Below are 24,650 nucleotides of genomic sequence, written 5' to 3' on the forward strand. Positions count from 1 at the left end.
TTGAGGGTGGACTTCCCCTTCCCCTGGACGGATTTAACCTACAGCCACTGTTTTGGGAATGCCAAGAGCGGTAAAACCATTGAGTATCGCAGCACGGATTTGGATTTCCGCGACCTGACAATCGAAGTCACGCGCGACAAGGCGCTGACCGAGCAGCTTCACACAGTGCATCCATTGCCCGGCAGGGTATTACGCAGCAATATCCCGAGAGGGCTTGTTTCGACTCGGCTTCGCTCTGTCTGAATGGTGGACAATGCCGTTGTAAAGATCTTATAAAGCACTGTATAATATTGGGATTTGCGAGATGAAGAGATTTATTTTGGGTGCGGGTGCACAGAAATCCGGCACAACCTGGCTGTATGAGCAGTTTACGCGACAAGACAACTTCAAGCCACCCGCTACGAAAGAATTGCATGTCTTCGACGCGATTTACTTGAGCGATGTCCTGCCGTTCGGGGATGCTATCGGCCAGAAAATGGCAGAGCGTATTCAAAAGGCCCCGAAAAACTATCAATCTTATTTCCTAACAAAAAGGTTCCAGATGTTTTTTTGATCCTGACGTCTACTTCAAGTATTTTGACGACATCATCAGCGATGAAAATTCGTTCTCGTGCGATTTGACGCCAACACATTCCGGCCTGTCTGCCGAGGTGTTCGAATTCATTAAATCGAAGTTTCAACAGTTCAATATCGAAACCTCTGTCACCTTTTTAATGCGCGAACCGGTGTCGCGGCTGGAAAGCCAGATCAAGATGAACCTGCGCAAAGCAGGCACGATAGACACCACAACAGCAAGTGACATGATGGCCATCCTCAAAAGGCAATGCGGTTCGCCGCAAGACAAGGTGAGATCTTCTTACGGAACAACCGTGGGGCGGATCAATTCTGTCTTCGACGAACGTCAGGTTTTTATCGGGTTTTATGAAACCCTGTTCACCCAACCAGAACAGGAGCGCCTGGCAGCCACGTTTGATCTGAATCTCGAAAAAATAGATGCAAAAACGAAGGTGAATCATACGGCGAAGTCATTTACCTACCCCAAGGATTTCATTGAGGACCTGCGGAGCAACTATGAAGATGAGTATAAATTTGCTTACGGGGAAATGGGTCTGGACGAAGCAATCTGGGAACAAAAGCTGAAAAATCTTTATCAATAATAGGGTTCTGTCGCAAAGTTTTCGCGTTTGGGTGAGACTCCTGGATTGTGCTAGATGCGGTCCTTTGTTCTTGAGGGTGAGCCACTGACTGTGAAAATTGATTTCAAAGGGAACCACTTTCCAAAAAGCGTGATCCTGTACGCTGTGTTTTTCTATGTCCGTTATGGCGTCTCATATCGAGACTTAGGGGTCGAGTACGGCTCAGTGCTAAATCCTACGGTAAGAGACATTTCCGCCGGATAATCTTTTGAGGGCGCCTCTATTTTTGGCTATTTTTGCGACGACAGAGCGTTTCGACCATCATCACACGGGTCTCAAGACCTTCAGCTGACAGATTGTTGCGTCGTATCTGATGTCGCGCTGCCTTTTTTGGTTTTGTTTTCGTTATACGTAGCATGATCTGCATGTTTGCCCGGTCGTTTTTCATGCCGGGTTTGGGTTGATGCGGCGCAACTGACAGAGGCGCCGCATGTTGTAAGCGAGGTTCTTCATCCCAATCTTGGCCTCGGCTCGAACAAGGCCGATGGTGCGCACCAAGGTGCCACCCATGTCGTTGGCTTGCGCGCCGAAGATGTGCTCGACCCGAACCCGCACTGAAGACTTGGTCCGGTTGCTGCCCTTGGCCTGGCCGGTCAATTTGCCCCTGCAGAATATCTTTACGCGATACCGGCAGGCATTTTTGTTAACACCATAGGGGCCGGAATGCCGGTCTTGGTTATGATACATCTGATCATAATTCCCCGCCTCAGCATTTTGATTAACAATCAACTGCTTGTGATCATGCTGGGGGGTATCATCTATGCGCTGTTTAGCCTGTTCGATCCTGGTGTGAGCTATGCAAACGCGAGCTTAGGTACTGCATCATTGAGTTACCTATTCGCGACCCAAATTCTGATCGGAATGGGCAAAGCAACGTTTACTGTACGCACAGGCAATCCGTTCATACATTTTACCAGCTACCATATACTTGGTGCACGGGTTGCATTCGACACAGGGATGTATGCCGAAATATTCAGGCGCTGAGTAAGCCAGACAACGGGATAGTGCAGCAACCAGGCTGTGCTGTCCCTGCTACGTCCACTCCCGGTCAACAATGCCAGCATTGCAAATTTCTCAACAATTCAAATTGTGACATGTGACGAATGGGCGGGAAAGGCTTCGGTAAGAAGTCGGCTACCATTTCTCATCGGTCAATAATCGAACGTCTCTGCCATCAGCGTAAAAAACTGTTTTAGCCTTTTTGACGACTGTTGTTCGATCGGTGTCCGTTTCACCAAAGCGGTAATTGGTCCAGTCGCATCGAGGGTCCCTTTTGCACCGCATAGTAGACCTCTGTCCATGTCGCTGCGAAGGTCGTGTGTGGATGGCTCCTGCATAGGAAGACATTTTTGATCAGATTTGTGCATTTGTCAGAAGCAGTCATGTGTTCCCGCTGCCCGGCAGTTGATTGCAAGGCAATCAATGAGAGGGGCCTGTTTGCGCGGTTTTTGACCGCTGGCCCTGATGGATTCCGCAAACCAAGTCCCTATCAGCTTTGCGGGCTTTAATGCCCGAACCATTCGGCGGGGTGTCTTGATTTTGGCGGCAGACTTATGCACCATCATCTCGCAGGTCTTGCTAACTCGTTGTTCCTTTGTCTCTCAAACTGTGTGGGGTGTGTATGGTTCGTTGCGGGTCAGGACCGCCCAGACAATCCTTGCCGTTTTATTGGCCATAGCGACTGTTGCGACGCGCGCAGGTTTTCGTTCCAGCAGCGATATCAGCCATTTGCTGGCGCGCTCCGGGTGGGATTTGGTCTGTCGGACAAGTGATGTCATGCCGACGACGAGCAAGCATCGTAAGTATTGATCACCCATTTTCGTAATGCGCCCCAGTTTCTCTTTCCCGCCGCTGGACTTGTTTGCAGGCGTCAGACCCAGCCATGCTGCAAACTCACGGCCATTGCGGAACTGATGGCCGTCACCAATGCTGGCGATGATTGCCGAGGCTGTCGCATCTTCCTTGGCGACCAGCTTGAGCCGTTCTTCATACCACCGGATTCGGGCGTGAAGTGCCACGAGGTGCTCACACAGGTTATGGATCACCTCATTAGCAATCTCGGGCAGATCTAGCACTTCGCCTACTAAAATATCCTCTGCAAATCCGATGACCCGCGCGAGGCCCTTCGCGATGTAAACGCCGAACTCAGCGACCATACCACGCAAGCCATTGATCAACTGGGTGCGTTGTCGGACAAGCAGAGCCCGTGCGCGATGCAGCGACAGCAGAGCTTGTTGCTCAACGGTTTTTATCGCAACAAACCGCCCTCTCGGTGAATGCAAGCTTCACCTGCCGGCAATGATCGTCGGACGCGTTACCGCTTCACAAATGGCCTCGGCATCGATGGCGCCAGACTTCCCGCGTTTGACGTATGGCTTGACATATATCGGCGGGATCAGCCGAACATCATGGCCCAACGCCGTGAGTTCCCGGGCCCAATGATGCGCGCTGCTGCAGGCTTCCATACCAATCAGGCAGGGCTCAATCTTGGAGAAGAACGGCAACAGCTGTGCCCGTCTCAAAGGCCTGTTGAAGGCGACCTCTTCGTCTTCTGTGATCCCGTGAACTTGAAAAACGTTTTTGGCCAGGTCGAGGCCGATTGTTGTAACTTGCATGGGGTGGCTCCTCTCATTTGCCGTTTGTGACATCTGCAGTATGACGCATTGCGACGTCGGTTGGAGCAGAAGCCATCCACCCCATCAGCTTCTCGCCGTTCCCGTTCGATGGACAATTGTCAAAATTGCCTCCAGCCTAGCTTGAGATCAATTTCAAAATTAGGATATCAGGACCAACGTGCCAAGTCCCCTCTCATTGCGACCAGTACCCATGCAACGCGAGACGGTGTCGTCGTTTCTGTCCCGTATCGCCGCTATGAATGGTGTCAGCTGCACCGACTTTGCATTGGACATGGGCTTCTCGGTCAAGAGAGCAATTCACCTTGATGAACGTGCTCTAAGGCAGCTTACAATTTGTGGTGACTTGAGCCCTGATCAACTCGATGAGCTCATTTCATGGACAGGGCGTCAGATTGGGGATGTCCGGACTGATTTTAGAGGTGAGGTTTTTGTAACACGTGCGATCGTGAACCCCGTGCTCCGAGGGTGCCCCACCTGCCTTCGTGAAGATGTTCAGAACGATGCTGCAAATCCTTTGCGGTATATTGTGATGCGAGGGCACTGGCAGCTACGAGACGTAAGCGTGTGTCTTCACCACAATCATCCTCTGGTTCCGTTGCGGGAGAAATCGGCCCGAACAGCTCGCTATGATTATTGGCTCGATGGGCGCCTGGCGGCCAGCCAGGATGAGACTTGGCTTGCCCAACATTCATTGTACGCGGCCACAACGTTCTGTCGGTTGCTGGGAACGGAATTGCTGCGGTTGGACCCACCCTCTTCATTGGATGCCATTGTGCAACGACAGTTGGCGCAAGCCAGAGGTTTCAGTGTTGCCCGACAAGGTGAAATGGCAATACGAGATGCGTTGGATGCGCTTGCTGCTTTTTCAAGTGGCTCGCACGGCGGGCCCCAGAAGGCCTTCGGCAGGTTGTACATTAATTTAAAAAACGAATACGTGCATGACGACGCCTTTGAGCCTTTCCGAGGGCTGCTAAGAAATTGCATCCTTGATGTCTGGCCAATTGCAGCCGGTTAGAGCCTCCTCGGCGTCAGCCAACCCGTGCGGAAACGGCACTCCATCAGTTCTGCTGCGAAAGAAACAGGTATCGGTGCGCTTCTTCTCGAACAATTTATGGTCGCAGCTGGTGCGCTCAACAAAGACGATCCAAGACCAGTTTCCGGCAAGACATTTGAAGCCGCCTTTTACGCAGAATTACTATCAGAAATTCCGACGCTTGTAAGTCCATCTGGAATGGAGCTTGCAATGGGAGCAACCCGTGCCCAATTCGTATCCCTGGCTGCCGATGGCGTTTTGACCCCAAGAATCGACGTTCCAACGATCAAATTGCCGTGGCGTGTTTCCGATGGTTTGGCGTTGGTTGTGGAGCTAAAAGAAATGGCTGAACCAGTCGAACCGTCAGACCAGCATTGGGAAAGCATCCAAAGCGCCAAGAGCCGCTCTTCTATCAGCGTCGGCACCATTGTGGCTGCTGTCCGTGACGGAAGACTCAGGTTGGGCCTGCGCACGGATGTCGCCGGATATGCGGGCTTCTGCGTCTTGAAAATGGATATCAACGGAATGGATCAATCAATTCGCCTAGAAACTGGTCATTCACATGTGACCGCAGCAGCCTTTGGTCGCAGTGTCGGAAAACGTGGGCAGAGTTGGTTCAAAAGACTTTCTGTCGCAGGACCCACGCCCACAACCCATTTGCCTCACCCCAAATGGGGCGGGATGCGAATCTATGTCTCTCCAGCAGACCAAGCGGCATTCCACGAGCGCTTCATGACCCCATCGACGATGGCAAAGGAGGCTGATGAAGATCGGCGTGTCATTATTTCTAAGCTCAAGGCAGCTGGCATCGCGTCCTTCGCGCCGAACGACGAGGATTATGGCAGGCTGTACTTACGAAGCGAAGTTGAAGGCATTTTGGCTCAGCCCTGATCGGAGATGAACAGCAAAACACTGAAAACCGATTTTTGTCAAAAAATCGGTGTTTGGATGTCGAACAACAGCAACAAGTAATATGATTGGTGATCCCGGAAGGACTCGAACCTTCAACATCCTCATTAGAAGTGAGGTGCTCTATCCAGTTGAGCTACGGGACCGCTCGCGACCTTCTAGCGGGCAGCGTGTGTAAACTTCAAGCGGCGCATTTGTGTTTCAGCTTGCAGGCGTGACATTATTTAATCTTTTTCGTGATTGTGCTTGCAGTTTGACCTCAGTCAGCTGTTTGATGGCACCTTGACGCCCAACCGTCTGAATATCCGGCCAAAGTTGTCTCGATGTAGCCCGAAAATCACATTAAAAACAATGTGTTAATTTAAGCATAAAGAGGCTGGGGCCAAAGATCATGCGAAAACGTGGGCAAGATGCAGCGGCCCCAAAGAAAAGACAAAAAAAAGGCCCGCGAAAGCGGGCTGGTTTTTGGAAATTTTAATTCGGATCAGGCTGGTCTTTTTGCCGCAACAATGGCGTTTACATAGACACAGATCGACCCAATGCCTGATTTCTCATGATTTCGGAAGCAAGGGATCTGTCCCGCCAAAATCCGGCGGGAACCATCTTCAAAAGGCCCAGCCCCACGCTGGCATGCAACGGCAATTGGGTGATAAACTGAACATGTATCGGCATCCATTTCGGTGAAAGCCAGCAGCTGCCTCAAAAGGCCATCGAGGTGTTGTCTCCCAAAGACCACGTGACGAACAGATCCACGGCCAGTTCTGGGCACAAGTGGTTTCACAATGCCCGAGCGGTAAAGGATTTCAACCTGCCCTTTGCTTGCCCCTAGATACTCCGGCACGTCTTGCAGCGGTACGGCGGTCTTAAATGCCTCAATCAAGAACACCGCCTCGGCGGCATCAAACACCATTGTGCCGATTTCCACCTCAGTGGCATCCGAAGGCACATGCCCAATTTTCTTCAAAAGCCTCGAAAGGCGCGGACGGTCGATGCCGACTTCGGCCGAGAGGCTGTAAACCGTGTGAAAACGCCTTTCGGTGATTTCAACACCCAAGACAGTGCTGCCCGGCTCCACGGCTTAATGTTTCACGATGTGATCGCGAAGGATGTCACGGATTGGCCCCGGATCGATTGCATTGCTCCAACGATCTAGCCAATCAAACAGCTTGCCGTAATAAGTCAGCGGCCCCGCCTGCACCGCGGTCGCGGGTGACGTTTGGCGGATTATGTCCATAGCTTCCTCGATCGCATTTGTGCCCTCACGATAGATCAAAAAGCCAATGTTGGTCGCCTCTTCGGTTTGCGAAGGACTCAGTTTCCTAATAGCAACCTGGTGGCCGTGCTCGAGGATGGCGCCCAGCATTTCCGAAGCTGCAAGCACCTGCTCAATCGTCTGTCCATCAAGCCAATAATTGGTGCAGGGTTGATCAAAGTGAACGCGGTCCTGCAACCATTTGAGGTATTCAGGCATCGCTCCTTCAGCGTCCCTCCCTTCCGCCAAAGGTGCCCCACCAAGAGCAATTCACAGGTTTGTCGCGCGCTGCACTGGAGCCTCCGATAGCCAAAGACCATGTTCAAGGCACCGGCTGACATTACGAAAACCCCATATAAGGCTGACGCCGTTCGGTTTTAGCTCCGTCGCCTTCAACACAGACAGGGCAATAGCGAGCCGCACGCGGTGACAGGAAGGTTTTTGAAACATCTTCGCCTCGAAAAGAGGCGCCACGCTGAAACTCCCGAACGGCGTTGCGCTGCAGATCCTCAGCGGCATGCCCAGTAGCTTCCGCCAGAATAATAATCGCATCCGCCCTTCCTGAGATAAAGTGTTCCTTGTGGATGCCGCAATCCGAAAGCAGCCTTTCCATGCCGCGTCCGGTGTGCATCATGGATAGACGGTCCGTGTAGGACAAAAGTGTCTCTACAGGGTCAATGGGAAGGTTTGGCTGATAGGTCATTAAGGTGCCCACCCAATGGCTTCCGGCTCAGCTTTAACCACACCCCAAGTGCCCGGATGAAAAGGTGTCATTCCAATGTCACCCTTGCTCTTCCTGAGAATGCGTTCAGCGTATTCCAGTGAGAGTGCGTCGCGCTTGCGTATCAACGCATCGCGCAGGATTTCCTTTCCCAATTTCACGCAGCGGCCAACCTGACCACATTCCGCAAAAAGGATGCGTTCGGCGAATGCGTCTTCCGAGTGAACCTGCAACCCCAGTTTGTCGGCAGATTTTGAAAAGTTCGCACCGAAGAGCTTGGCCGAGTTAGTACCAAGACAAATCTTTGACAGGTGGTATTCCATGAAACGGCGATAAGTCTCACCAGAAGGCTCCAACATGATCGCGTCTCGTAGTGTGGGTACACCTGCAATAACCAAAGCGACGCCTGGATCTGACTGCATGATATGCTTTAAAGACTGAATGGCAGCGAGCACATCGCGCCCAGGCCCGCTTCGAAGGAAGTGATGGCATTCATCGATCACGACCATTTTTATCCCAACGAGCCCAAATCGGTACCGCGCAATTTCCCAAGCATCCGCTGAGCGCAGCTTCAAATCGACCTTCTCATAACCAGTTTTTCAAGGATGATCTCAGCAAGCTTCTTGATTGTGACCTGCGCCCCTAAAACTCCTCCAGATTTGTGTAGAGTCCGCCCAACAAAAGGACGGACAAATGAAGGCACGATTTACAGACGAACAGATCATAGCAATTATCAAAGAACAGGAATCTGGTGAGAAGACTGCTGATGTATGTCGGCGGCACGGGATCAGTTCAGCGACGTTCTATAAATACACATCGAAGTATGGAGGCATGGAGCCGTCTGACGCGAAGCGGTTGCGGGCCTTGGAAGACGAGAACGGGAAGCTAAAGAAGCTGCTAGCGGAACAGATGCTCCCTTCTCGGGACATTGCTGCGCAATACCCTGTCAGGCGAGGGACAATGCAATGTTGCGAGACATCAATTCAAAAAAATGGTGACGCCCGTTGGGAAGCTTAAAGCTGTGGTTCACTTGATGGAAACTCATCAGGTTAGCCAGCGACCATTGCCCGGCAGGCGATTGCAAAGCAATCTGCCGAGAGGGGGCGTGCGATGTCTTGCAAGTTGATCGATCAACGGTGCGGTATCCGTCTCGCCGTGGCGATGACGCTGAGTTGCGTGATGCCATCAAGCGGGTTTCGAGGGAGCGGCGACGGTTTGGTTGCCGTCGTGTTCATGTGATGATCGCGCGCGAAGGCTTTGCGGTGAACCACAAAAAGGTGAGACGCATTTACACTGAAGAGAAGCTCCAAGTGCGTCGTAGGGGCGGTAGAAAGCGCGCTTTGGGCACGCGGAAGCCGATGGTGCTGCCTGTGATGGTCCTAACCAGAGATGGTCATTAGATTTTGTGTCTGACGCGCTGACTGACGGTCGCCGGTTTCGTATTCTGACGGTTGTCGATGACTTCAGCCGCGAGAACCTGGTACTTGTCGCGGACACATCATGCTGAGCGCGGCAAACCCCAAACCATACGTGTCGATAACGTCCTATGCGCGGAATGATTAGCTGAATTGGCGTCAGGTTATTGTCGCATCGAGGCGTCTCGACACGTTAGAAGCATTGCTCAGTTTGGCATTTTGGTCAACGAACTGTCTCTCCCATAACAAACACAGAGTACGCTTTTGCGGCTCTCACCGTCCTTAAGACGAGATCTTTGGGTCGTTGAGCAGAAGGCCTAAACATTATCTACGAGGTCAGTTGTCTGCCTCCACGGCCCTTACAGAGAAAGGTCCTACTGCTGTCGATCACCCCTCAAAGAAGGGGCGATATGGTTCGCCGTGCTTGATGATCCCATGAACGGTTCGGGCCATCTTCGCTGCGATTGCGGTGTACGCCTTTCGGCGCAAATGGGTGTTGTGACGGTCTTTGGCGATGTAGCGCTCGAACTTGTCGCGGAAGCTGTTGGTGCGCTGCAGAATAGCAACCTGTCCAGCCATCCAAAGCGTTCGACGAAGCCGAGCATTGCCATATTTTGACAGTTTGGTTTGCCCTCTGAATGTACCTGATTGCATAGTCGCAAGGTCCATTCCACAGAACTTCAAAAACTGCCGGTGATGACGAAAGCGCCGTACATCCCCAGCTTCTGCCAAAATTGTCAAAGCATTGATGGGACCGATTCCAGGTATCGATGTCAGTAGCTTATAATCTGGTAGGTCCTTGAGAAGCGCGACGGCGCGATCTTCAATTTGATTGCGTTGCGCGATAAGACTGCGGCCTTCCCCGAGAACCAAGCGGAACATGCTTATCGCGTCGGAATCTGCGGCAACCGGCAGTCCGACTGATACTTTGGCAGTCTCGTAGATATCTGAAAGTAAACGCTCTTTTGCAACCTTGAGGCCCACCACATCCCAAGCGTCAGCGATGAATGCCTCCTTGCTCATGGCTGAGATCAAGTGTGGTGACGGATAACGTTCAAGGAAAGCAAAGAACCAGTCACTGCGAGAACTGCGAGAACTGCGATGGAAACGATCAGCTTCAGGAAAATACAGCGGCAGATAATGGGTTAAAACTCGGTGCCACAACTCGGTGCCACAACTCGGTGCCACAACTCGGTCTTCGACTTGGATACGATGTCATGCGTTTTGGAAAGCTCTTGGATGTCGTTAGTGCCACGCACGAGGGGGTCATGATAAAACTGCTCGTTCCCGATCTCCATCATGTGAAGAATGACCTGGGCATCCTTAGGGTCGTTTTTGTCCCAACTGTTGTGCAAGGCCTCTCGCGTTCTGGCCAGGGCCACAGATGACACCAACTTCAACTCAAAACCTGCTGCGGCAAGATGATAAGCCAAGGCACGGTGATAATTACCCGTTGCTTCAAAAGCTACACGGACAGGGCGGCCGTAGCAGGCAAGCGATGTGATTAGACGATTGAAGTCGTCTAGCTGGTTCAGAACAGTCAAACGACGGCGGCGCTTCTTGTCCGCAATAGCAATGAGACCTTCGTCGCGGGCCTTCGAGATATCGATGGCCACCAAAACGGGCGCAGTTTGTGTAATAATGATATCGGTCATAGTTGGTCTCCTTTGCGGTGTGGTTTGTACAAAACCACCGTAGGGACCTGAGGCAAAGCTATGACCACCTGCTGCGTTATTTGGGGCTGCGCAGGCAGTCATAGCCTTAAATTAGCGATATTCCGAAGGTGTTACGGCACAGAGTTCACCAGCATGGCGATCCTCAAATGGGTTCAAAATACGGGTATCGATTGGCATTATATCGCGTCCCGCCGCCCGGCAGTGGTTTGCTTGCAAACCATGAGAGGGGGCAAGCCCCAGCAGAACCGGTTCATCGAAAGCTTCAACGGTAAACTAAGAGATGAATGCCTCAATGAAACGCTGTTTGCTACATTGGGCGACGCCCGCAAAACGCTTGAAGAATGGCAGGACGACTACAACTGGCGCAGACCACATTCAGCTCTGGGGAACCTGACGCCAATGGAATTTTTAGAGAGAAGGATCATCGACAAGATGGCCGCTTAAGGTCAAAGATTTAGCACCAAGGACTCCGCGCAAAGCTGGAGGGAAATTGGGGCACAGGTCAGGTCTTCGGTAGTCTTCATGCTGGCCTGTGTGTCTTCGATCTGCTTTTGGCCCGAGTTTTGTTCAAAGATTGCCGTACCAGTAAAGCCGAAAAGCTGAGCCTTGGGGAAGAACTCCTTGATCGCTTTGTGGTTCTCGCCGAACTGGGAACGGTGGCACTCATCGAAGATGAAGACGATGCGTTTGTCACTGAGCGGTCTCAGCTGTTCCTTGTAGGTCTGTTTGCCGTCCTTTTTTTGCTGCTTGTTGCGTTTGCTGTTTTCATCCAGCGCAAGGCCGAGTTTCTGGATTGTGCAGACGATCACCTTGTCTGCGTAGTCGTCCGAGAGGAGACGGCGTACGAGCGAGGCAGTATTGGTATTTTCTTCTACGCAGCCTTCTTGGAATTTATTAAACTCTTCGCGCGTTTGCCGGTCGAGGTCCTTCCGGTCCACGACAAAAAGGCACTTCTGGATATCAGGGTTGTCTTTAAGCAGTGTTGAGGCCTTGAAGGAGGTGAGTGTCTTGCCGCTGCCAGTGGTGTGCCAGACATAGCCGTTGCCACAATTCTGGGTAATGCTGTCCACAATCGCCTTCACCGCATAAATTTGATGAGGGTGCATCATCAGGAGCTTTTGCTCGCTGGCAACGAGCACCATGTAGCGGCTGATTGTCTGGCCAAGATTGCATTTAGCCAAGAACGTTTCTGCGAAGCTGTCGAGGTGAGTGACTTTCTTGTTATCAACGTCGGCAAATTCATAGACTGGCAGAAAGCGCTCCTCAGCATTAAAAGCAAAATGCCCGGCGTTGTTGTTTGCAAAATAAAAGGTGCGGTCGCGGTTGCTGATAATGAAAAGTTGGAGAAAGCAAAGAAGCGTCTTGGTATAACCGTTGCCTGGATCGTTCTTGTAATCGACAATCTGCTCCATCGCTCGCTGGGGACTGATGCCAAGAGTTTTCAGTTCGATTTGGACGCAGGGAACCCCATTGATCAGGAGTATGACGTCGTAGCGGTGGTGGCTATTGTCCGTATTAATACGCAGCTGATTGACCACCTCGAAGGTGTTTTTGCACGAGTCCTTGATGTTAACCAGCGTGTAGTTGAGAGGCGTACCGTCATCGCGGGTAAAACTGTTGCGCTCGCGAAGGGTACGGGCAGCAGTGAAGACATCAGGCGTAGCGATCTCGTCTAGGAGACGCTGAAATTCACCATCTGTGAGCGCAACCCGATTCAGTGTTTCGAATTTATCCTTGAAGTTTGCTTCAAGAGAGGCTCGATCACAGATATCGGGGCGATATTCGTACTTGAGATTCTGCAGCTTTGTGACGAGGGCCTATTCAAGATCGCGCTCGGAGCTGTTCATTGCCATCTTGGGCCTCATTGTTCATTTGCACCTTCTGGAGGCGTCGAATTGCTTGGTATTAAATTCAAACGTCAGCCGAGTTGGTTTTCTAACCTTCGGCTCTGGATTGAGAACCGCTTGAAAAGGTTTCCCGTTATTTTGCCGTCCCATTTGTGTTTGGGAGCCCATTCAGGTGACTTTTGTAATACCCTTCAACCGTTCGCATTTTTCAATCCCCATTGCCACTGCGACTGGCTTCTTCCATGTTAGGCCACCGGCTCCGGCTCGGGCAAGATCAATCACCCCCCCCAAACTGTACTTGGCATCCTGTGCGCTCAGAATCAGCATCTGAAACCTCCTTTTATACTTTTTGAGGTTTCGGTCACTTTGACCCAATATTGAAATAACTGCAATTAGGTACGTTGCTGGCCTACGAGCTTGATGCGCGTTTTACTGCGGCTGAAGAGCGGTTTCACAGCACACAGGAGCCATGGTCCTATTACGGCCCGAAGCCAACTACGTCTACGTACCGCAGATGACCCTTCATCGTAGGATATCGGCTCTTATGACAACTTGCAAAATGACGAAAAACCAAAGCTATCTACGCCCGATAGTCAGAGCTGAAAAAGCACTGCACATGGATTGCCAGCCTATCCTGCGGAATATTCACTCCGCTTCCAACACAACTGTGCCCATATTTGCGGCGGTTACAGATAGAGACCGTGCAACTTGGCCGGATTTTTACTGCAATTTGGCGGTAACTTAATCGCGATTCACACCGTCTAGTGCGTCCACGCGCCACGACGGTTTGTCGCAAAATTCTCACCATAGCCACCGACCCGAATGTTAGCGCGACGCTTTTTAGGTTCTTGGAATGACGCGTCGATCCCATTGGCAGCAGCATAGTCTAGCGCCGCATCCATGGTCTCAAACGTCATTTGGACTTGGGTTTGCATGTCAGACGACGACGTCCAGCCCATCAACGGATCAACTTCGCGCGCAGACGTCTGCGCAAATTCCAACACCCAATGCTTGGTCTTCGCGGTGCCCGACGACATCGCAGTTCGGGCGGGCTGATAAATACGTGCGCGCATACGTAACACTCCTTCAAACTATCTCGACCTTATCGGAAATGTAGTAGGTCAGCGCAAGTGGTTACCGATGCCCCGCACCGCGCAGTCGCGCCAGACTCGAAGAAATTTTACGTTTTAACTGGTTCGCAAGCCGCGCTGCTACTCTTTAGCGAACGCTTTGATGCAGTGTCTTTAATGGTTCTTTACATACCAACCCGCCGCCAAACGCCCCACCTTTAGCCAGTCTGCGCAAATCGTAATAAGCCAACGTGACCGACTGTACGTCGTCAGGGTTTTTGGCACCAAAGGCGGCTTAAATTAAGAGAGCGTTCGGCTCATCTGGTTGGTGTCATTATGTGGCGTGCAGGCTGTGATGCAAGCGGCGCGCTTCGAGTGTCTTTCGTTTGATCCTTTCCCTTTGTTGTAGAATGGCTTTGTCACGGCCGAAGTAGACGTCAGACGGCGTGACGTTGTTCAGACTCTCGTGGAAGCGCTGGTGGTTGTAGTGATCGACGAATGCTTCAATTTGGGCTTCAAGATCACCTGGCAGGAAGTAGTTTTCCAAGAGGATGCGGTTCTTCAAGGTTTGATGCCATCGCTCGATCTTGCCCTGTGTTTGCGGATGATATGGCGCGCCGCGAGAATGCTTCATGCCTTTCCCTTGCAACCACTCAGCCAGGTCACCGGATACGTAACTGGATCCGTTGTCGCTCAGCAGCCGTGGTTTGTGAACGACGTGAACCTGATCACAGCCGGACGCCTTAAGGGCCAAGTCGAGCGTGTCAGTCACGTCCTCAGCCCGCATATTGGTGCAGAGTTTCCACCCTCTCGGGACATTGCTGCGCAATACCCTGCCGGGCAGCGGAGATGATGTAACGGCTGTAATCGTCTAGGATCGTACTGAGATAGAACCAGCCCCATCCCAGAACCTTGAGATAGGTGAAGTCAGTTTGCCAAAGCTGGTTGATCGCTGTGGTTTTGTCTTTGAACGCACTGGCGGCTTTCATGACGATGAAGGCTGGGCTGGTGATCAGGTCATGCGCCTTCAGCATACGGTATACGGAAGCCTCTGATACGAAGTAGCTTTCCTTATCTGTGAAGGTCACTGCCAGTTCACGCGGTGACAGTTCTGTCTCTTCCAGCGCAAGGTCCACAACCCGACGTCGCACCTCGTCAGGAATACGGTTCCAGACGTGCTTTGGCTTGGGAGATTGGTCTTGCAAGCCAGCCTCACCACGCTGCCAATACCGATCATACCAACGGTAGAATGTGGTGCGTGGAATGCCGAGCTTGGCCAAAGTCAGGCGGGCCGGCAGATGCGACCCCTCGGCCAGCTTGATGATCTCCAGCTTCTCTGATGCGGGATACCTCATTCGTGGTCGCCCCCACCGTCGAACATGCTTTTTTTGAGCAAGCGGAGTTCAAGTGTTTGCTCCGCAACGACTTCCTTCAGATCACGTGCTTCACGGCGCAGATCCTTCACCTCGTCGGTTGTGGCGGCGCGGGCGGTATCGCCCGCAAGGCGCTTCTTACCGGCCTCCATAAAGTCCTTGGACCATTTGTAGTAGATGCCTTGGGAGATGCCTTGGGAGATGCCTTCACCCCTCTCGTGCATGTAAACATGCACTGCCGGGCAGTGGACCACACAGCTCGGCAATGCTGTCTTCCCCACGCAGACCGTCTAAGACGATCCTAATCTTCTCTTCAGATGAATAATGCTTGCGGGTCGCCCGTTTGATATCTTTGACGATCTTCTCGCCCGGGCTTTTGCGTGTTCCAGTTGTCTGTCTCATGTCCCACTCCTCTGTGGTTACGATGAGCCAACAACACTCTCTTATCAAATATGCCTATTTGGACCCAGAAGCGCTGACGTCAGACAGTGACCGACATTCTGCCATCGAGCAGAACCCAATTATTGTGAAGGACTACCGGCTGACGCCGGTAGCCTCATTTAGAGGAATGCAATTCCAGATACTGCGTGATGATGTCGTCAGTCACATTTCCAGAGGTGGTTGAGAAATATCCGCATGCCCAAAACCGCCTGCCCCAGTAGCGCTTGCGCAACTCAGGGAATTCCATCTGGATGCGGCGCGACGAGCGGCCCTTTATGCGTTGCATAACGTTGGACAGGGACAGTTTTAGTGGGATCGACAGGAACATGTGCACATGATCGCGTCCCAGCACACCTTTCACGATATGGACGCCCATTTCGGCGCATGTTTGCATGATAATCTCACGTATCCGCTCTCGCATCGCACCCTGCAAAACCTTGTATCTATGTTTTGTGACCCACACGACATTTTGTGACCCACACGACGTGAAATCTGTGGTAAAATCGCGTCTGCGCGGATGAGGAAAAACGCATGATCTTCTCTCCTGAATTTTGAAACCCGCATTAGCAGTATGGTTTCAAAATTCAGGAGAGAAGATCAATCATAGATTCGCTGAAGCTGGCCGGCTAGAAGCCGGTGGTTTCGATCCATTAGGTGGAAAATGAGCTATAGGTCTCCGATGAAACTGGAGCGATTCATTGTTGGCGCGCGCCGCATCTCCGATACGCCTCAAGGCATCAAGCCGCGCCATGCGTAGCGCCGCCTGTGTGTCAGCGTCGAACCGGCCGAAGGGCTTGGCAAGGTGTAAATCGGCTGTGTGAATAAATCGCACCAAAAAAAGTGAAGTGGTCCGGCAAAACTGGACAGCGTGCTAAGATGTATCCAACACGAACGAATGGATACGAGAATGACAAAGCGACGGAACTTTTCAGACAACTTTAAAGCTACTGTGGCGCTTGAGAGGCGCTGCGCGGTGACAAGACGGTTCAGGAGATTGCGGCCAAGCGGCAGCTCCACCCAACCCAGGTGAGCACATGGAAACGACAGGCGATCGAAGGCATGGCCGGGGTTTTTACCGACAAGGTCAAAAAGGCTCAGAACAAGGCCGGTGAGATTAAAGAGCTGCACGCCAAGATTGGTCAGTTAGCGGTGGAGAACGTTTTTTTGTCACAAGGGCTGAAGACAGGTTATTTCGCTAAAGCGAATTCACCGGGGTGAGCCCATCAAAACGCCGCGAGATGGTCCGCAAAGAGAACACAAAACTGAGCCTGACGCGCCAGTGTAAGCTGCTCAAGATCAGCCGTTCGTCGATCTATTACACACCAGTTGGGGTGAATGCTGAGACGCTTAAGCTGATGCATGAGATTGATCGGATATTTACGAAATATCCATTCTTTGGCAGCCGACAGATAGCAGCCTATTTGCCCCAGTCAGGGTTCTCTGCGGGTCGGCATCGTGTTCGTCGCCTGATGAACATCATGCCTTGCCCGGCAGGCGATGCAAAGCATCGCTGAGAGGGGGTTGTAGGCCATCTACAAGGGGCCGAACACCAGCAAGAAGCACCCACAGCACCGCATTTATCCATACCTGCTGAGAAAGTTGGCAATCACCCGACCCAATCAGGTCTGGTGCAGCGACATCACCTACATACCCGTCAAGAATGGTTTTTTGTATCTGGTGGCGATCATGGACTGGGCAACGCGAAAAGTGCTGACTTGGCGGCTCTCAAATACGCTGGATGCTAGCTTCTGTGTTGAGGCGCTGGAGGAGGCTATCGCCCGATACGGCAAGCCAGAGATCATGAACACGTCCAGGGCAGCCAATACACTGGCGCGGGTTGGATCACAAATTTGACCGAAGCCAACATCAAAATATCAATGGACGGACGCGGCCGCTATCTCGACAATATCTTCATCGAACGTCTGTGGCGATCCCTGAAGCAGGAGGCCGTTTACTTGCATGAAATCACCGATGGGTTCCAAGCAAAACGGATCATCGATACATGGATTGGGTTCTACAACTCAGAACGCCCTCACACGGCCCTTGATAAGCGAACACCGGACATCGCATACTTTGGCCATGCGGAGATACGAAAAGCGGCATGAACATAAATCAGATGCATCTTAGCCAAGCCACATACCTGTCCTGAAAAGCAGGGCCACTTCAATCATCCCACCGCGCCTTCGCAGCTTTCTTAGCGATCTCACTGCGTTCTTCTGGCGAGAGCTTATCTGCTCTTGCCTTTCCGCCTTTAAGGCCACCTTTGCGCTGTCCTGACGTGTCAGGCTCATGCTCTACATCATCACCAGTGGCTATCCCCACGATCATGTGGGCAAGCTGGTTGGCGTCACGGGATCTTTTAGGTTTATCTGTCATGGATGGACCTGTTTCTGACATTCTGTGCACGTTACGATGGTGGTTGACCAGTTCTCACATTTCCCGCTGATAGCGAATTGCCCCGTAACCCCGTCAATACTATATCCAAGAGACCTCATGGACGGATAGTCGTTCTCTGAAGTCTTTACCGTCCCACTTTCCCCACAGGTAGGGCAAGTTATCGGAAATGATGGTCGGTCGCGCGCTGCCATACTGCCAATATGGGATGCCTCGCGCGAGTCTGCAAATCAAAGTTTGTAATTCTAGATTTCAAAGTGACCCACTACCACCGCTTCCTTGCCCCTTGCAGCGGCGAAGTAAAACGTCACATTACACCCAACAGGAGTGCCCATGCCCTACGCCCAAACAGACAAATCCGAAGCGGAACAATTCCTCGCCAATCCAGCGCCGGACGTAAAAACCCGTGAAAAACTCGAAGGCGGGCGGGCCTTTGTGCTGAAAACCGAATTTGAACCCGCAGGCGATCAGCCCACGGCCATTAAGGAACTTTGCGAAGGCATCCGAAACGGTGAACGCGATCAGGTGTTACTGGGCGCAACCGGTACTGGCAAAACCTTCACCATGGCAAAAATGATTGAAGAAACCCAGCGCCCTGCCATTATCCTTGCACCAAACAAAACCCTGGCTGCGCAGCTATACGGCGAATTCAAAAGTTTCTTTCCTGAAGCCGCCGTAGAATATTTCGTATCGTTCTATGACTACTATCAACCCGAAGCCTACGTCGCGCGATCAGACACCTTCATCGAAAAAGAATCCCAAATCAACGAACAGATCGACCGGATGCGCCACTCGGCAACCCGCTCCTTGCTGGAACGCGACGACGTAATTATCGTCGCGTCCGTATCGTGCATTTACGGCATCGGAAGCGTCGAAACCTACGGCGCTATGACGCAGGACTTGCACACAGGCGAAGAATACAACCAGCGCCAGATCATGGCCGACCTCATCGCGCAGGCCTACAAACGCAACGACGCGGGCTTCCAGCGCGGCACGTTCCGCGTGCGCGGTGACAGCCTTGAAGTCTGGCCCGCCCACCTTGATGATCGCGCATGGAAACTGTCGTTCTTTGGTGAAGAACTCGAAGCAATCACCGAATTTGATCCACTGACAGGTGAAAAAACCGACACCTTTGAAAAGGTCCGCATCTACGCCAATTCGCACTATGTGACCCCGAAACCGACGATGAAACAGGCGGTTGTCGGCATCAAAAAAGAACTACGCATGCGGCTCGATCAATTTGTTTCCGAGGGTAAGTTGCTCGAGGCGCAGCGCCTTGAGCAGCGCTGCAATTTCGATCTTGAAATGCTCGAGGCGACGGGCGTGTGCAACGGCATCGAAAACTATTCGCGCTACCTGACGGGGCGTATGCCCGGCGAACCACCACCCACTTTGTTTGAGTTCATCCCCGACAACGCCATTGTCTTTGCCGATGAATCCCACGTGTCCGTGCCCCAAATCGGCGGCATGTATAAGGGTGACTTTAGGCGTAAAATGACGCTGGCCGAACATGGCTTCCGCCTGCCATCCTGCATGGATAACCGGCCATTAAAATTTGAAGAATGGGACGCGATGCGCCCGCAATCGGTCTTCGTATCAGCCACCCCCGCCGCGTGGGAAATGGAACAGACTGGCGGCGTGTTCACCGAACAGATCATCCGCCCAACAGGTCTGATTGACCCGATGATCGAAATCCGCCCTGTTGAAACACAAGTCGATGATGTCATGGATGAAATCCGCCGTGTGTCGGCCAAGGGGTTTCGCACATTGGTCACAACATTGACCAAACGCATGGCCGAAGATCTGACTGAATACCTGCATGAAAACGGCATCAAAGTGCGCTACATGCACAGCGATATCGACACGATTGAACGCATCGAAATCCTACGAGATCTGCGGCTTGGGGCGTTCGATGTGCTGATCGGCATCAACCTGTTGCGCGAAGGTTTGGACATCCCGGAATGTGGGCTGGTCGCGATTTTGGACGCGGACAAAGAAGGCTTCTTGCGCTCTGAAACCTCGCTGATCCAGACCATCGGTCGCGCTGCGCGAAACGCCGAAGGCCGGGTTATTATGTATGCCGACCGCATCACTGGCAGCATGGAACGCGCCATGGGCGAAACCGATCGACGCCGCGACCGCCAGATCGCATACAACGAAAAGCACGGCATCACGCCGACGACGGTGAAGAAAAACGTCGAGGATATTTTGGCGGGTCTCTACAAAGGCGACGTCGACATGAACCGCGTCACCGCCACCATCGACACCCCCGCCGGACCAAACCTCAAGGCGGTGTTGGACGGGTTGCGCGTCGACATGCGCAAAGCCGCCGAGAATTTGGAATTCGAAGAAGCTGCACGCTTGCGCGATGAGGTGAAACGCCTCGAAACCGTCGATCTCATGGTCAGCGACAACCCGATGGCGCGGCAATATCAGGTGGATAAGGCCGTAAAAGAAAGCAAGAAACAGGCTGGACGGTCAACGGCGGGTCAGCCGGGGCAACGCGGTGGGGTTAAGCCGAGGAAGAAAAGGGGTGGGTAGCTGCTGCAATGGGTACCGCCGCTAAGCATCACTATGTTCCAAAGGCAATTCTTCGTAATTTTCGTGTTCGTGGGGACTCTGTTTTCTATGCTAGCCGCAAAAACTCCATGCCAGAACCTCGAAATATAGACTCAATATTTCGACGGATACGCTACAATAGCTTTCAAAAAAAGATGGTTCACATGACGATACCGTTGAACGTTTCTTTGCGGAAGAGTTAGATAACTACATCCCAGGTTGGGTTGACCAATTCAATGCTTACAGCTCATCCGGGGTAATTAATTTTGGCCAAAAAGCGTCGCGGGAAAGGTTTGTCCAATTCTTTTATAGTCATATAAAAAGAACACCTGACTTTATTGAACCAATTATTGCAAACGTCAAAGTTGACGTTTTTAGTAAAGACTTGGTTCAAGAGTATGAAGCGCAGCATAGACCAGCAACTGAAGAAGAAACTGAACTCCTGAGAAACGAAGACTTTCAGACCAGAATTCTAGCAAACACGAGAGTCGAAAACTTCAGCCGCCAGTCACAAAAAATCTTGAATGTGCTAGCCTCCATGCGGATTGTCGTAGCAAGACCGGACAATCCAAAGAAAACATTCATAGTCGCAAGTAATCCAGTCGCGCGATTTGAAGATCATCCATCTCAACCGATAGGTGAACCCGGAGTCGAACTATGGACGACTATGTCCCCTACGCTCGCTGTTGGCTTTGTCGCCGTAGATATGAAGGACAGCAATATGAGTCTCAGCAATCATCTAGTCAGAAAACTGAACACCTGTTTGACCCTGAACAGCCACGCAATTGCAGGCAATTCAGAAAAACTAATCTCTTCCCTTACAGCTTCTGAATGGTGAAACGACGCATCTGTGAGGCACACCTCACTCCACCTCACCCCCAGCGTCAACCCAATCCTTGAACCCGCCAGAATTCCGCACGTCCGCAAACCCCAGCGATTTCAACGTCGCACCCGCCAGTGCCGCGCGCCCGCCAACAGCGCAGTAGACCACGACTGTTTTAGCGCCCTCCAGCGCCTCGATCTGCCATTCCAGCACACCCCGCGGGATCGCCACGGCACCGGCGATCTTGCCGCCCGCGACCTCAGCCGGTTCGCGCACGTCCAAAAACACCACGCCGTCCTGCCCGTGCAACACCTTGGCGTCGTCAATGGAAATGGCCGGAATGCCTGCATTGGCAACAAGGTCGGATGGGGTTTGGGTCATTGTACGCTCCTGGGATTTGCTTCATTATATATGCACGACAGCCCAGGGTTAAACCCACCATGCAGCGCGAAAGGACCAAGCTTTGGCGATTGGCATCATCCTCGGTGCGGCAGTGTGGCGGGACGGCCGGTCACCCACGTTGCGACGGCGTACATTGCATGCATTGACCCTTTATAACGGTGGTCACATCAGTTTTTTGGTGCTGTGTGGCGGCGTCGGGAAACACCCGCCAAGCGAGACTGCCGCCATGCAGAAAATCCTGCGTGGTGCAGGTGTTCGTGACGATGCGATGGTGCTGGAGAATCTATCAACGACGACAGGTGAAAATATCCGTTTTGCCCAGACCCTGATCAATGAAATACAAAGACAGGGCCATTGCAATTTTTTTCATAACAATCTCCAAATTTGTGGACCCACTATGACGCGATTGAACCCGCGCGTCGAGCCAGCATAGTTGAATAAAAAGGGGCACCCGAAAGCGCCCCCATCTTCGTCTAGGCTGGTCCACCTTCGTCTAAGCTGGATTATCCATCCGTACTGAAAAGCGCACTTGCCCCATCACAGGTTCCGGCCAAATGATACGGAATTCGTCATCATCAGCGCCTTGGCTCGGGCTCACGTAGGGGTTGGCGAACACCACATCGTTTGCCGCGTTTCGAACAGCAAAGATTGGCACAAGTGCGTCAATCGTTCGCGCATGGCCGCCGAAGGGCAGATACTTTTCTGTGTCCACAGTCCACGTCGCATCAGGCGAATTCTGGACATGCACATCAATGTGCGGATTGCGCGTCGGCTGATCGACCCCGTTGAACGCATTTCCCTCAAAGACAATGTTGCGCATCCGGTTTTGATCCAGATCGGCATATGTCGTGTCGATCATTTCGACCCGTTCAATAGTGCCGCTGAATGTGCGGAAAATATTGCCCTGCACATTCAGCCCGTTGATATAGTGCCCCACTCCGTAGGGTTTGATCACGATCCAACGATAGGAGGCCTGCACATCAATCGCGAGGAACACATTTCCCGTAATCGACAAACCGCCAAACGAATAGCCCGACACATTCGGCGTGGAGTCATGCTCGTCCGTCCATTCAATGAAGTTATTGTCGATATAATTACCTATCACTGTGGATGCACAATTCGGTTTGGTCAGGATCAGCCCCCCCAAACGCACGCCAGCAGACTGATCGTCGCCGTTAAACCAGTGATTGTTGGCGATGATGTTTTGCCCACCATTCATCACCCCGAAATGCCGGAACCGCGCCGAGCGGTTATTACGAATTTTTACGTCGTTTGCGTTCGAATTATAGCACAAGGACTTGCGTAGTTGCGTCGGAATACTGGATTCATCAGATTCAAATTTACAGCGGTCGATGACCATGCCCTGACAGCCATCCCCCGGGGATGATACGCCGCGGTCCTTGGGGCGATTAAACTGGCAATCGTGAATCTGGAACAATAGCCCCTGCGGTGCCAGCAAAATTGCGCTGCAAATACCGTCACACCGCAGTTCAACCTGATCCAACACAAAGTCTGAAATCTTCTCAAAGCCACTGAAGTCCAACAGATACTTGAACCGCGTAAAGGTGAATTCCTGCGTACCCTCGGCGTCAAACAACTGCTGGCTTAGCGTGATCTGCGACGCCGCAATATCGACACTGCGCACATAAACTTCGCGCCCCACGCCGTTGCCCGTCACCAGTGATCCCACCTGAATAGCCGCAATATCGGCGACGTTGCTTAGCCGCACAGAACTTGCGGCATTGTACGTCGCCTGGGCCACAACGACATCATCATCCCACGCAGGGCCAGCAATGGGTTGCAACTGACCGTTGCGAATGGCGCGGCGTGTGGCAAAGCTGGTGCGGTTGTTCACTGCCGCCTGCATATCGATCGGCTCGGACAGCGAAATGCGCCGCCCACCAAGATCTAGCGATTCATGATCCGAAAAGTTCAACAGCGCTTGAAACGCTTTTTTGAACGCCAATTCTTCATCGCCAAAGGCATCGACGTAGGTGGGAAAGTCAAAATTCTTCTGGAAGATCAAGCGATGTTCTTCACCCATTGTCACCGTGCCCTCGAACCGCACTTGGCTTTGAAACGTGACTGACCCACCCAAGAAATAGGTGCCCGCCGTGACCAAAACCTCGCGCCCGTCAGCGTCACTATCGGCCTGCTCAAAGGCTGCGGAATCATCCGTTACCCCGTCGCCAATCGCGCCGTAATCGCGCACATCCACAATGCCCAGCATGTCGCGCAAAAACGCCCCTGTGACGTCTTCAATCACCAGATCGTCAATCCGCACGACGCCGCCGTTGGGTCCGGTCAAATCCAGCCCGATGTGGCCATAGTTGGCATTCGTCCAGACCATGTCCACGCCGTTGCGCTGACCAGTGCCGATGATGGCTGAAACCTCGACCACCTCGCCGTAGCCGTTGATGGACACACTTGGCCCGACGTTCACCACGCCGTTCAGTTGCCCGCCGCCTGCGTTGCCAGCCCACGCCGCGATGCGCACGTCGGGCAGTGCACCTGCCACGCATTTCACCCGCGCCGTAACGCGCAGATAACACCCTGGCAGAAGGGTGGTTTCACCCATATAGCGCAGCTTTGTTACGCTTTGGGTTTTCACAATCTCAAGGCAACCGGAAAAATCCTGATCCGCTGGCACAGATGCCCCGTTGCCAGAACCGTCGTATGTGTCTGACCCTGGCGTGCCATCGCCGCTTGACCAGACATCCAGACCATCAGCAAAAGGTGGCGGTGTCAGCACCAACCCATCGGTAATTACCTTGTTCATATGAAAACCCCTCATAGCGGGCAGACAGTCTGCCCCATCAAAATCCAGAACCGCAGCGCAAATGGGCGCACGGATCACCGGCTCAAAGAGGTAATTGTTTGGGGTAAATGACGTCTGACAGCAC

At 52.4% G+C, this 24,650-nt stretch carries 20 protein-coding genes, 1 tRNA gene and 8 pseudogenes; 12 read left to right on the top strand and 17 right to left on the bottom strand.

Annotated features, from left to right (window positions below):
• Positions 1-33: 33 nt before the first annotated feature.
• Positions 34-171 (bottom strand): annotated as a pseudogene (locus OAN307_RS20045) (IS5/IS1182 family transposase); the annotation flags it as partial.
• Positions 172-304: 133 nt separating this feature from the next.
• Between OAN307_RS20045 and OAN307_RS20050 the strand changes: the two are divergent.
• Both OAN307_RS20050 and OAN307_RS20055 read left to right on the top strand, forming a co-directional pair.
• Complete coding sequence (locus tag OAN307_RS20050) at positions 305-553, top strand: sulfotransferase family protein (protein ID WP_015501361.1); 249 nt, start codon at positions 305-307, stop codon at positions 551-553.
• A 64-nt stretch (positions 554-617) separates the two neighbouring features.
• Positions 618-1,157, top strand: a complete 540-nt coding sequence (locus OAN307_RS20055; protein WP_015501362.1) for a hypothetical protein — start codon at positions 618-620, stop codon at positions 1,155-1,157.
• Positions 1,158-1,580: 423 nt separating this feature from the next.
• Here the strand turns inward: OAN307_RS20055 and OAN307_RS20065 are convergent.
• Positions 1,581-1,793, bottom strand: a pseudogene (locus OAN307_RS20065) (IS5/IS1182 family transposase); the annotation flags it as partial.
• An 81-nt stretch (positions 1,794-1,874) separates the two neighbouring features.
• Between OAN307_RS20065 and OAN307_RS20070 the strand changes: the two are divergent.
• Positions 1,875-2,180, top strand: coding sequence for a hypothetical protein (locus tag OAN307_RS20070; protein ID WP_144055646.1), 306 nt, complete (start codon positions 1,875-1,877; stop codon positions 2,178-2,180).
• Between the two features lie 617 nt (positions 2,181-2,797).
• Here OAN307_RS20070 and OAN307_RS20080 read toward each other — a convergent pair.
• Positions 2,798-3,811, bottom strand: a pseudogene (locus tag OAN307_RS20080) (IS110 family RNA-guided transposase).
• Positions 3,812-3,989: 178 nt separating this feature from the next.
• Here OAN307_RS20080 and OAN307_RS25565 point away from each other — a divergent pair.
• Complete coding sequence (locus OAN307_RS25565; RefSeq protein ID WP_275450622.1) at positions 3,990-4,847, top strand: TniQ family protein; 858 nt, start codon at positions 3,990-3,992, stop codon at positions 4,845-4,847.
• A gap of 24 nt (positions 4,848-4,871) precedes the next feature.
• Positions 4,872-5,756, top strand: coding sequence for a hypothetical protein (locus tag OAN307_RS20090; protein WP_144055647.1), 885 nt, complete (start codon positions 4,872-4,874; stop codon positions 5,754-5,756).
• 87 nt (positions 5,757-5,843) lie between these two features.
• Here the strand turns inward: OAN307_RS20090 and OAN307_RS20095 are convergent.
• The 5 genes from OAN307_RS20095 to OAN307_RS20115 all read right to left on the bottom strand — a co-directional run bounded on the left by OAN307_RS20095 (position 5,844) and on the right by OAN307_RS20115 (position 8,322).
• A tRNA-Arg gene (locus OAN307_RS20095) sits at positions 5,844-5,920 on the bottom strand.
• A gap of 338 nt (positions 5,921-6,258) precedes the next feature.
• Positions 6,259-6,849: a hypothetical protein gene (locus tag OAN307_RS20100; RefSeq protein WP_015501366.1), complete on the bottom strand. Its 591-nt coding sequence runs from the start codon at positions 6,847-6,849 to the stop codon at positions 6,259-6,261.
• Positions 6,850-6,852: 3 nt separating this feature from the next.
• Positions 6,853-7,245, bottom strand: a complete 393-nt coding sequence (locus tag OAN307_RS20105) for a hypothetical protein (RefSeq protein ID WP_044044121.1) — start codon at positions 7,243-7,245, stop codon at positions 6,853-6,855.
• A gap of 121 nt (positions 7,246-7,366) precedes the next feature.
• The gene (locus tag OAN307_RS20110) at positions 7,367-7,729 is read right to left on the bottom strand and encodes a TniQ family protein (protein ID WP_015501368.1); all 363 of its coding nucleotides are present in this window, start codon (positions 7,727-7,729) and stop codon (positions 7,367-7,369) included.
• Entirely contained in the window at positions 7,729-8,322 is a 594-nt protein-coding gene (locus tag OAN307_RS20115; protein WP_015501369.1) for a TniB family NTP-binding protein, read from the bottom strand. The genes OAN307_RS20110 and OAN307_RS20115 overlap by 1 nt, the downstream gene beginning before the upstream one ends.
• 118 nt (positions 8,323-8,440) lie before the next feature.
• Between OAN307_RS20115 and OAN307_RS30390 the strand changes: the two are divergent.
• Positions 8,441-9,248 (top strand): annotated as a pseudogene (locus OAN307_RS30390) (transposase); the annotation flags it as partial.
• Positions 9,249-9,490: 242 nt separating this feature from the next.
• On the opposite strand, the pseudogene OAN307_RS20130 reads toward OAN307_RS30390, so the two are convergent.
• Positions 9,491-10,817: pseudogene (locus OAN307_RS20130) on the bottom strand (IS110 family RNA-guided transposase).
• Positions 10,818-10,952: 135 nt separating this feature from the next.
• On the opposite strand from OAN307_RS20130, the pseudogene OAN307_RS20135 reads away from it, so the two are divergent.
• Positions 10,953-11,282 (top strand): annotated as a pseudogene (locus OAN307_RS20135) (integrase core domain-containing protein); the annotation flags it as partial.
• A 2-nt stretch (positions 11,283-11,284) separates the two neighbouring features.
• On the opposite strand, the gene OAN307_RS20140 reads toward OAN307_RS20135, so the two are convergent.
• The 5 genes and pseudogenes from OAN307_RS20140 to tnpA all read right to left on the bottom strand — a co-directional run bounded on the left by OAN307_RS20140 (position 11,285) and on the right by tnpA (position 16,032).
• Positions 11,285-12,640 (bottom strand): DEAD/DEAH box helicase family protein, encoded by a 1,356-nt coding sequence (locus OAN307_RS20140; RefSeq protein ID WP_275450659.1) that lies wholly within the window; start codon positions 12,638-12,640, stop codon positions 11,285-11,287.
• A gap of 213 nt (positions 12,641-12,853) precedes the next feature.
• Positions 12,854-13,012 (bottom strand): hypothetical protein, encoded by a 159-nt coding sequence (locus tag OAN307_RS28460; protein ID WP_015501372.1) that lies wholly within the window; start codon positions 13,010-13,012, stop codon positions 12,854-12,856.
• Between the two features lie 434 nt (positions 13,013-13,446).
• Positions 13,447-13,758, bottom strand: coding sequence for an ETC complex I subunit (locus tag OAN307_RS20145; protein WP_015501373.1), 312 nt, complete (start codon positions 13,756-13,758; stop codon positions 13,447-13,449).
• Positions 13,759-14,089: 331 nt separating this feature from the next.
• A pseudogene (locus OAN307_RS20150) lies at positions 14,090-15,530 on the bottom strand (IS3 family transposase).
• 154 nt (positions 15,531-15,684) lie between these two features.
• Positions 15,685-16,032 (bottom strand): IS200/IS605 family transposase, encoded by a 348-nt coding sequence (tnpA, locus tag OAN307_RS20160; RefSeq protein ID WP_015501375.1) that lies wholly within the window; start codon positions 16,030-16,032, stop codon positions 15,685-15,687.
• Positions 16,033-16,476: 444 nt separating this feature from the next.
• Between tnpA and OAN307_RS20170 the strand changes: the two are divergent.
• Positions 16,477-17,674, top strand: a pseudogene (locus OAN307_RS20170) (IS3 family transposase).
• A gap of 58 nt (positions 17,675-17,732) precedes the next feature.
• On the opposite strand, the gene OAN307_RS20175 reads toward OAN307_RS20170, so the two are convergent.
• Positions 17,733-17,945: a hypothetical protein gene (locus tag OAN307_RS20175; protein WP_015501377.1), complete on the bottom strand. Its 213-nt coding sequence runs from the start codon at positions 17,943-17,945 to the stop codon at positions 17,733-17,735.
• A gap of 351 nt (positions 17,946-18,296) precedes the next feature.
• Here OAN307_RS20175 and uvrB point away from each other — a divergent pair, with 351 nt between their 5' ends.
• The 3 genes from uvrB (at position 18,297) to OAN307_RS20185 (ending at position 21,360) form a co-directional block, all read left to right on the top strand.
• The gene (uvrB, locus tag OAN307_RS20180) at positions 18,297-20,504 is read left to right on the top strand and encodes an excinuclease ABC subunit UvrB (protein ID WP_015501378.1); all 2,208 of its coding nucleotides are present in this window, start codon (positions 18,297-18,299) and stop codon (positions 20,502-20,504) included.
• An 8-nt stretch (positions 20,505-20,512) separates the two neighbouring features.
• Complete coding sequence (locus tag OAN307_RS31455; RefSeq protein ID WP_083903136.1) at positions 20,513-20,725, top strand: DUF4238 domain-containing protein; 213 nt, start codon at positions 20,513-20,515, stop codon at positions 20,723-20,725.
• A gap of 182 nt (positions 20,726-20,907) precedes the next feature.
• A complete protein-coding gene (locus OAN307_RS20185; RefSeq protein WP_015501379.1) occupies positions 20,908-21,360 on the top strand; it encodes a hypothetical protein in 453 nt (150 codons plus the stop codon).
• Between the two features lie 24 nt (positions 21,361-21,384).
• On the opposite strand, the gene OAN307_RS20190 is transcribed toward OAN307_RS20185, so the two are convergent.
• On the bottom strand, positions 21,385-21,726 hold the full coding sequence (locus OAN307_RS20190; RefSeq protein WP_015501380.1) for a rhodanese-like domain-containing protein: 342 nt from the start codon (positions 21,724-21,726) through the stop codon (positions 21,385-21,387).
• 82 nt (positions 21,727-21,808) lie between these two features.
• On the opposite strand from OAN307_RS20190, the gene OAN307_RS20195 reads away from it, so the two are divergent.
• Positions 21,809-22,180, top strand: coding sequence for a YdcF family protein (locus OAN307_RS20195; RefSeq protein ID WP_015501381.1), 372 nt, complete (start codon positions 21,809-21,811; stop codon positions 22,178-22,180).
• Between the two features lie 60 nt (positions 22,181-22,240).
• On the opposite strand, the gene OAN307_RS20200 is transcribed toward OAN307_RS20195, so the two are convergent.
• Positions 22,241-24,526 carry a glycosyl hydrolase family 28-related protein gene (locus OAN307_RS20200; RefSeq protein ID WP_015501382.1) on the bottom strand — a complete coding sequence of 762 codons (2,286 nt, stop codon included), beginning with the start codon at positions 24,524-24,526 and terminating at the stop codon, positions 22,241-22,243.
• Positions 24,527-24,650: the final 124 nt, after the last annotated feature.

Origin of the sequence: Octadecabacter antarcticus 307 (assembly GCF_000155675.2) — a bacterium.
GTDB lineage: Bacteria > Pseudomonadota > Alphaproteobacteria > Rhodobacterales > Rhodobacteraceae > Octadecabacter > Octadecabacter antarcticus.

Bases quoted from the DNA above. Each gene is read 5' to 3' on its own strand.
- OAN307_RS20070 (WP_144055646.1), top strand. From the start codon at position 1,875: ATGATACATCTGATCATAATTCCCCGCCTCAGCATTTTGATTAACAAT.
- OAN307_RS28460 (WP_015501372.1), bottom strand. From the start codon at position 13,012: ATGCTGATTCTGAGCGCACAGGATGCCAAGTACAGTTTGGGGGGGGTG.
- OAN307_RS20105 (WP_044044121.1), bottom strand. From the start codon at position 7,245: ATGCCTGAATACCTCAAATGGTTGCAGGACCGCGTTCACTTTGATCAA.
- OAN307_RS31455 (WP_083903136.1), top strand. From the start codon at position 20,513: ATGGGTACCGCCGCTAAGCATCACTATGTTCCAAAGGCAATTCTTCGT.
- OAN307_RS20200 (WP_015501382.1), bottom strand. From the start codon at position 24,526: ATGAACAAGGTAATTACCGATGGGTTGGTGCTGACACCGCCACCTTTT.
- OAN307_RS20175 (WP_015501377.1), bottom strand. From the start codon at position 17,945: ATGACAGATAAACCTAAAAGATCCCGTGACGCCAACCAGCTTGCCCAC.
- OAN307_RS20190 (WP_015501380.1), bottom strand. From the start codon at position 21,726: ATGACCCAAACCCCATCCGACCTTGTTGCCAATGCAGGCATTCCGGCC.
- OAN307_RS20050 (WP_015501361.1), top strand. From the start codon at position 305: ATGAAGAGATTTATTTTGGGTGCGGGTGCACAGAAATCCGGCACAACC.
- uvrB (WP_015501378.1), top strand. From the start codon at position 18,297: ATGCCCTACGCCCAAACAGACAAATCCGAAGCGGAACAATTCCTCGCC.
- OAN307_RS20110 (WP_015501368.1), bottom strand. From the start codon at position 7,729: ATGACCTATCAGCCAAACCTTCCCATTGACCCTGTAGAGACACTTTTG.
- OAN307_RS20145 (WP_015501373.1), bottom strand. From the start codon at position 13,758: ATGCGCGCACGTATTTATCAGCCCGCCCGAACTGCGATGTCGTCGGGC.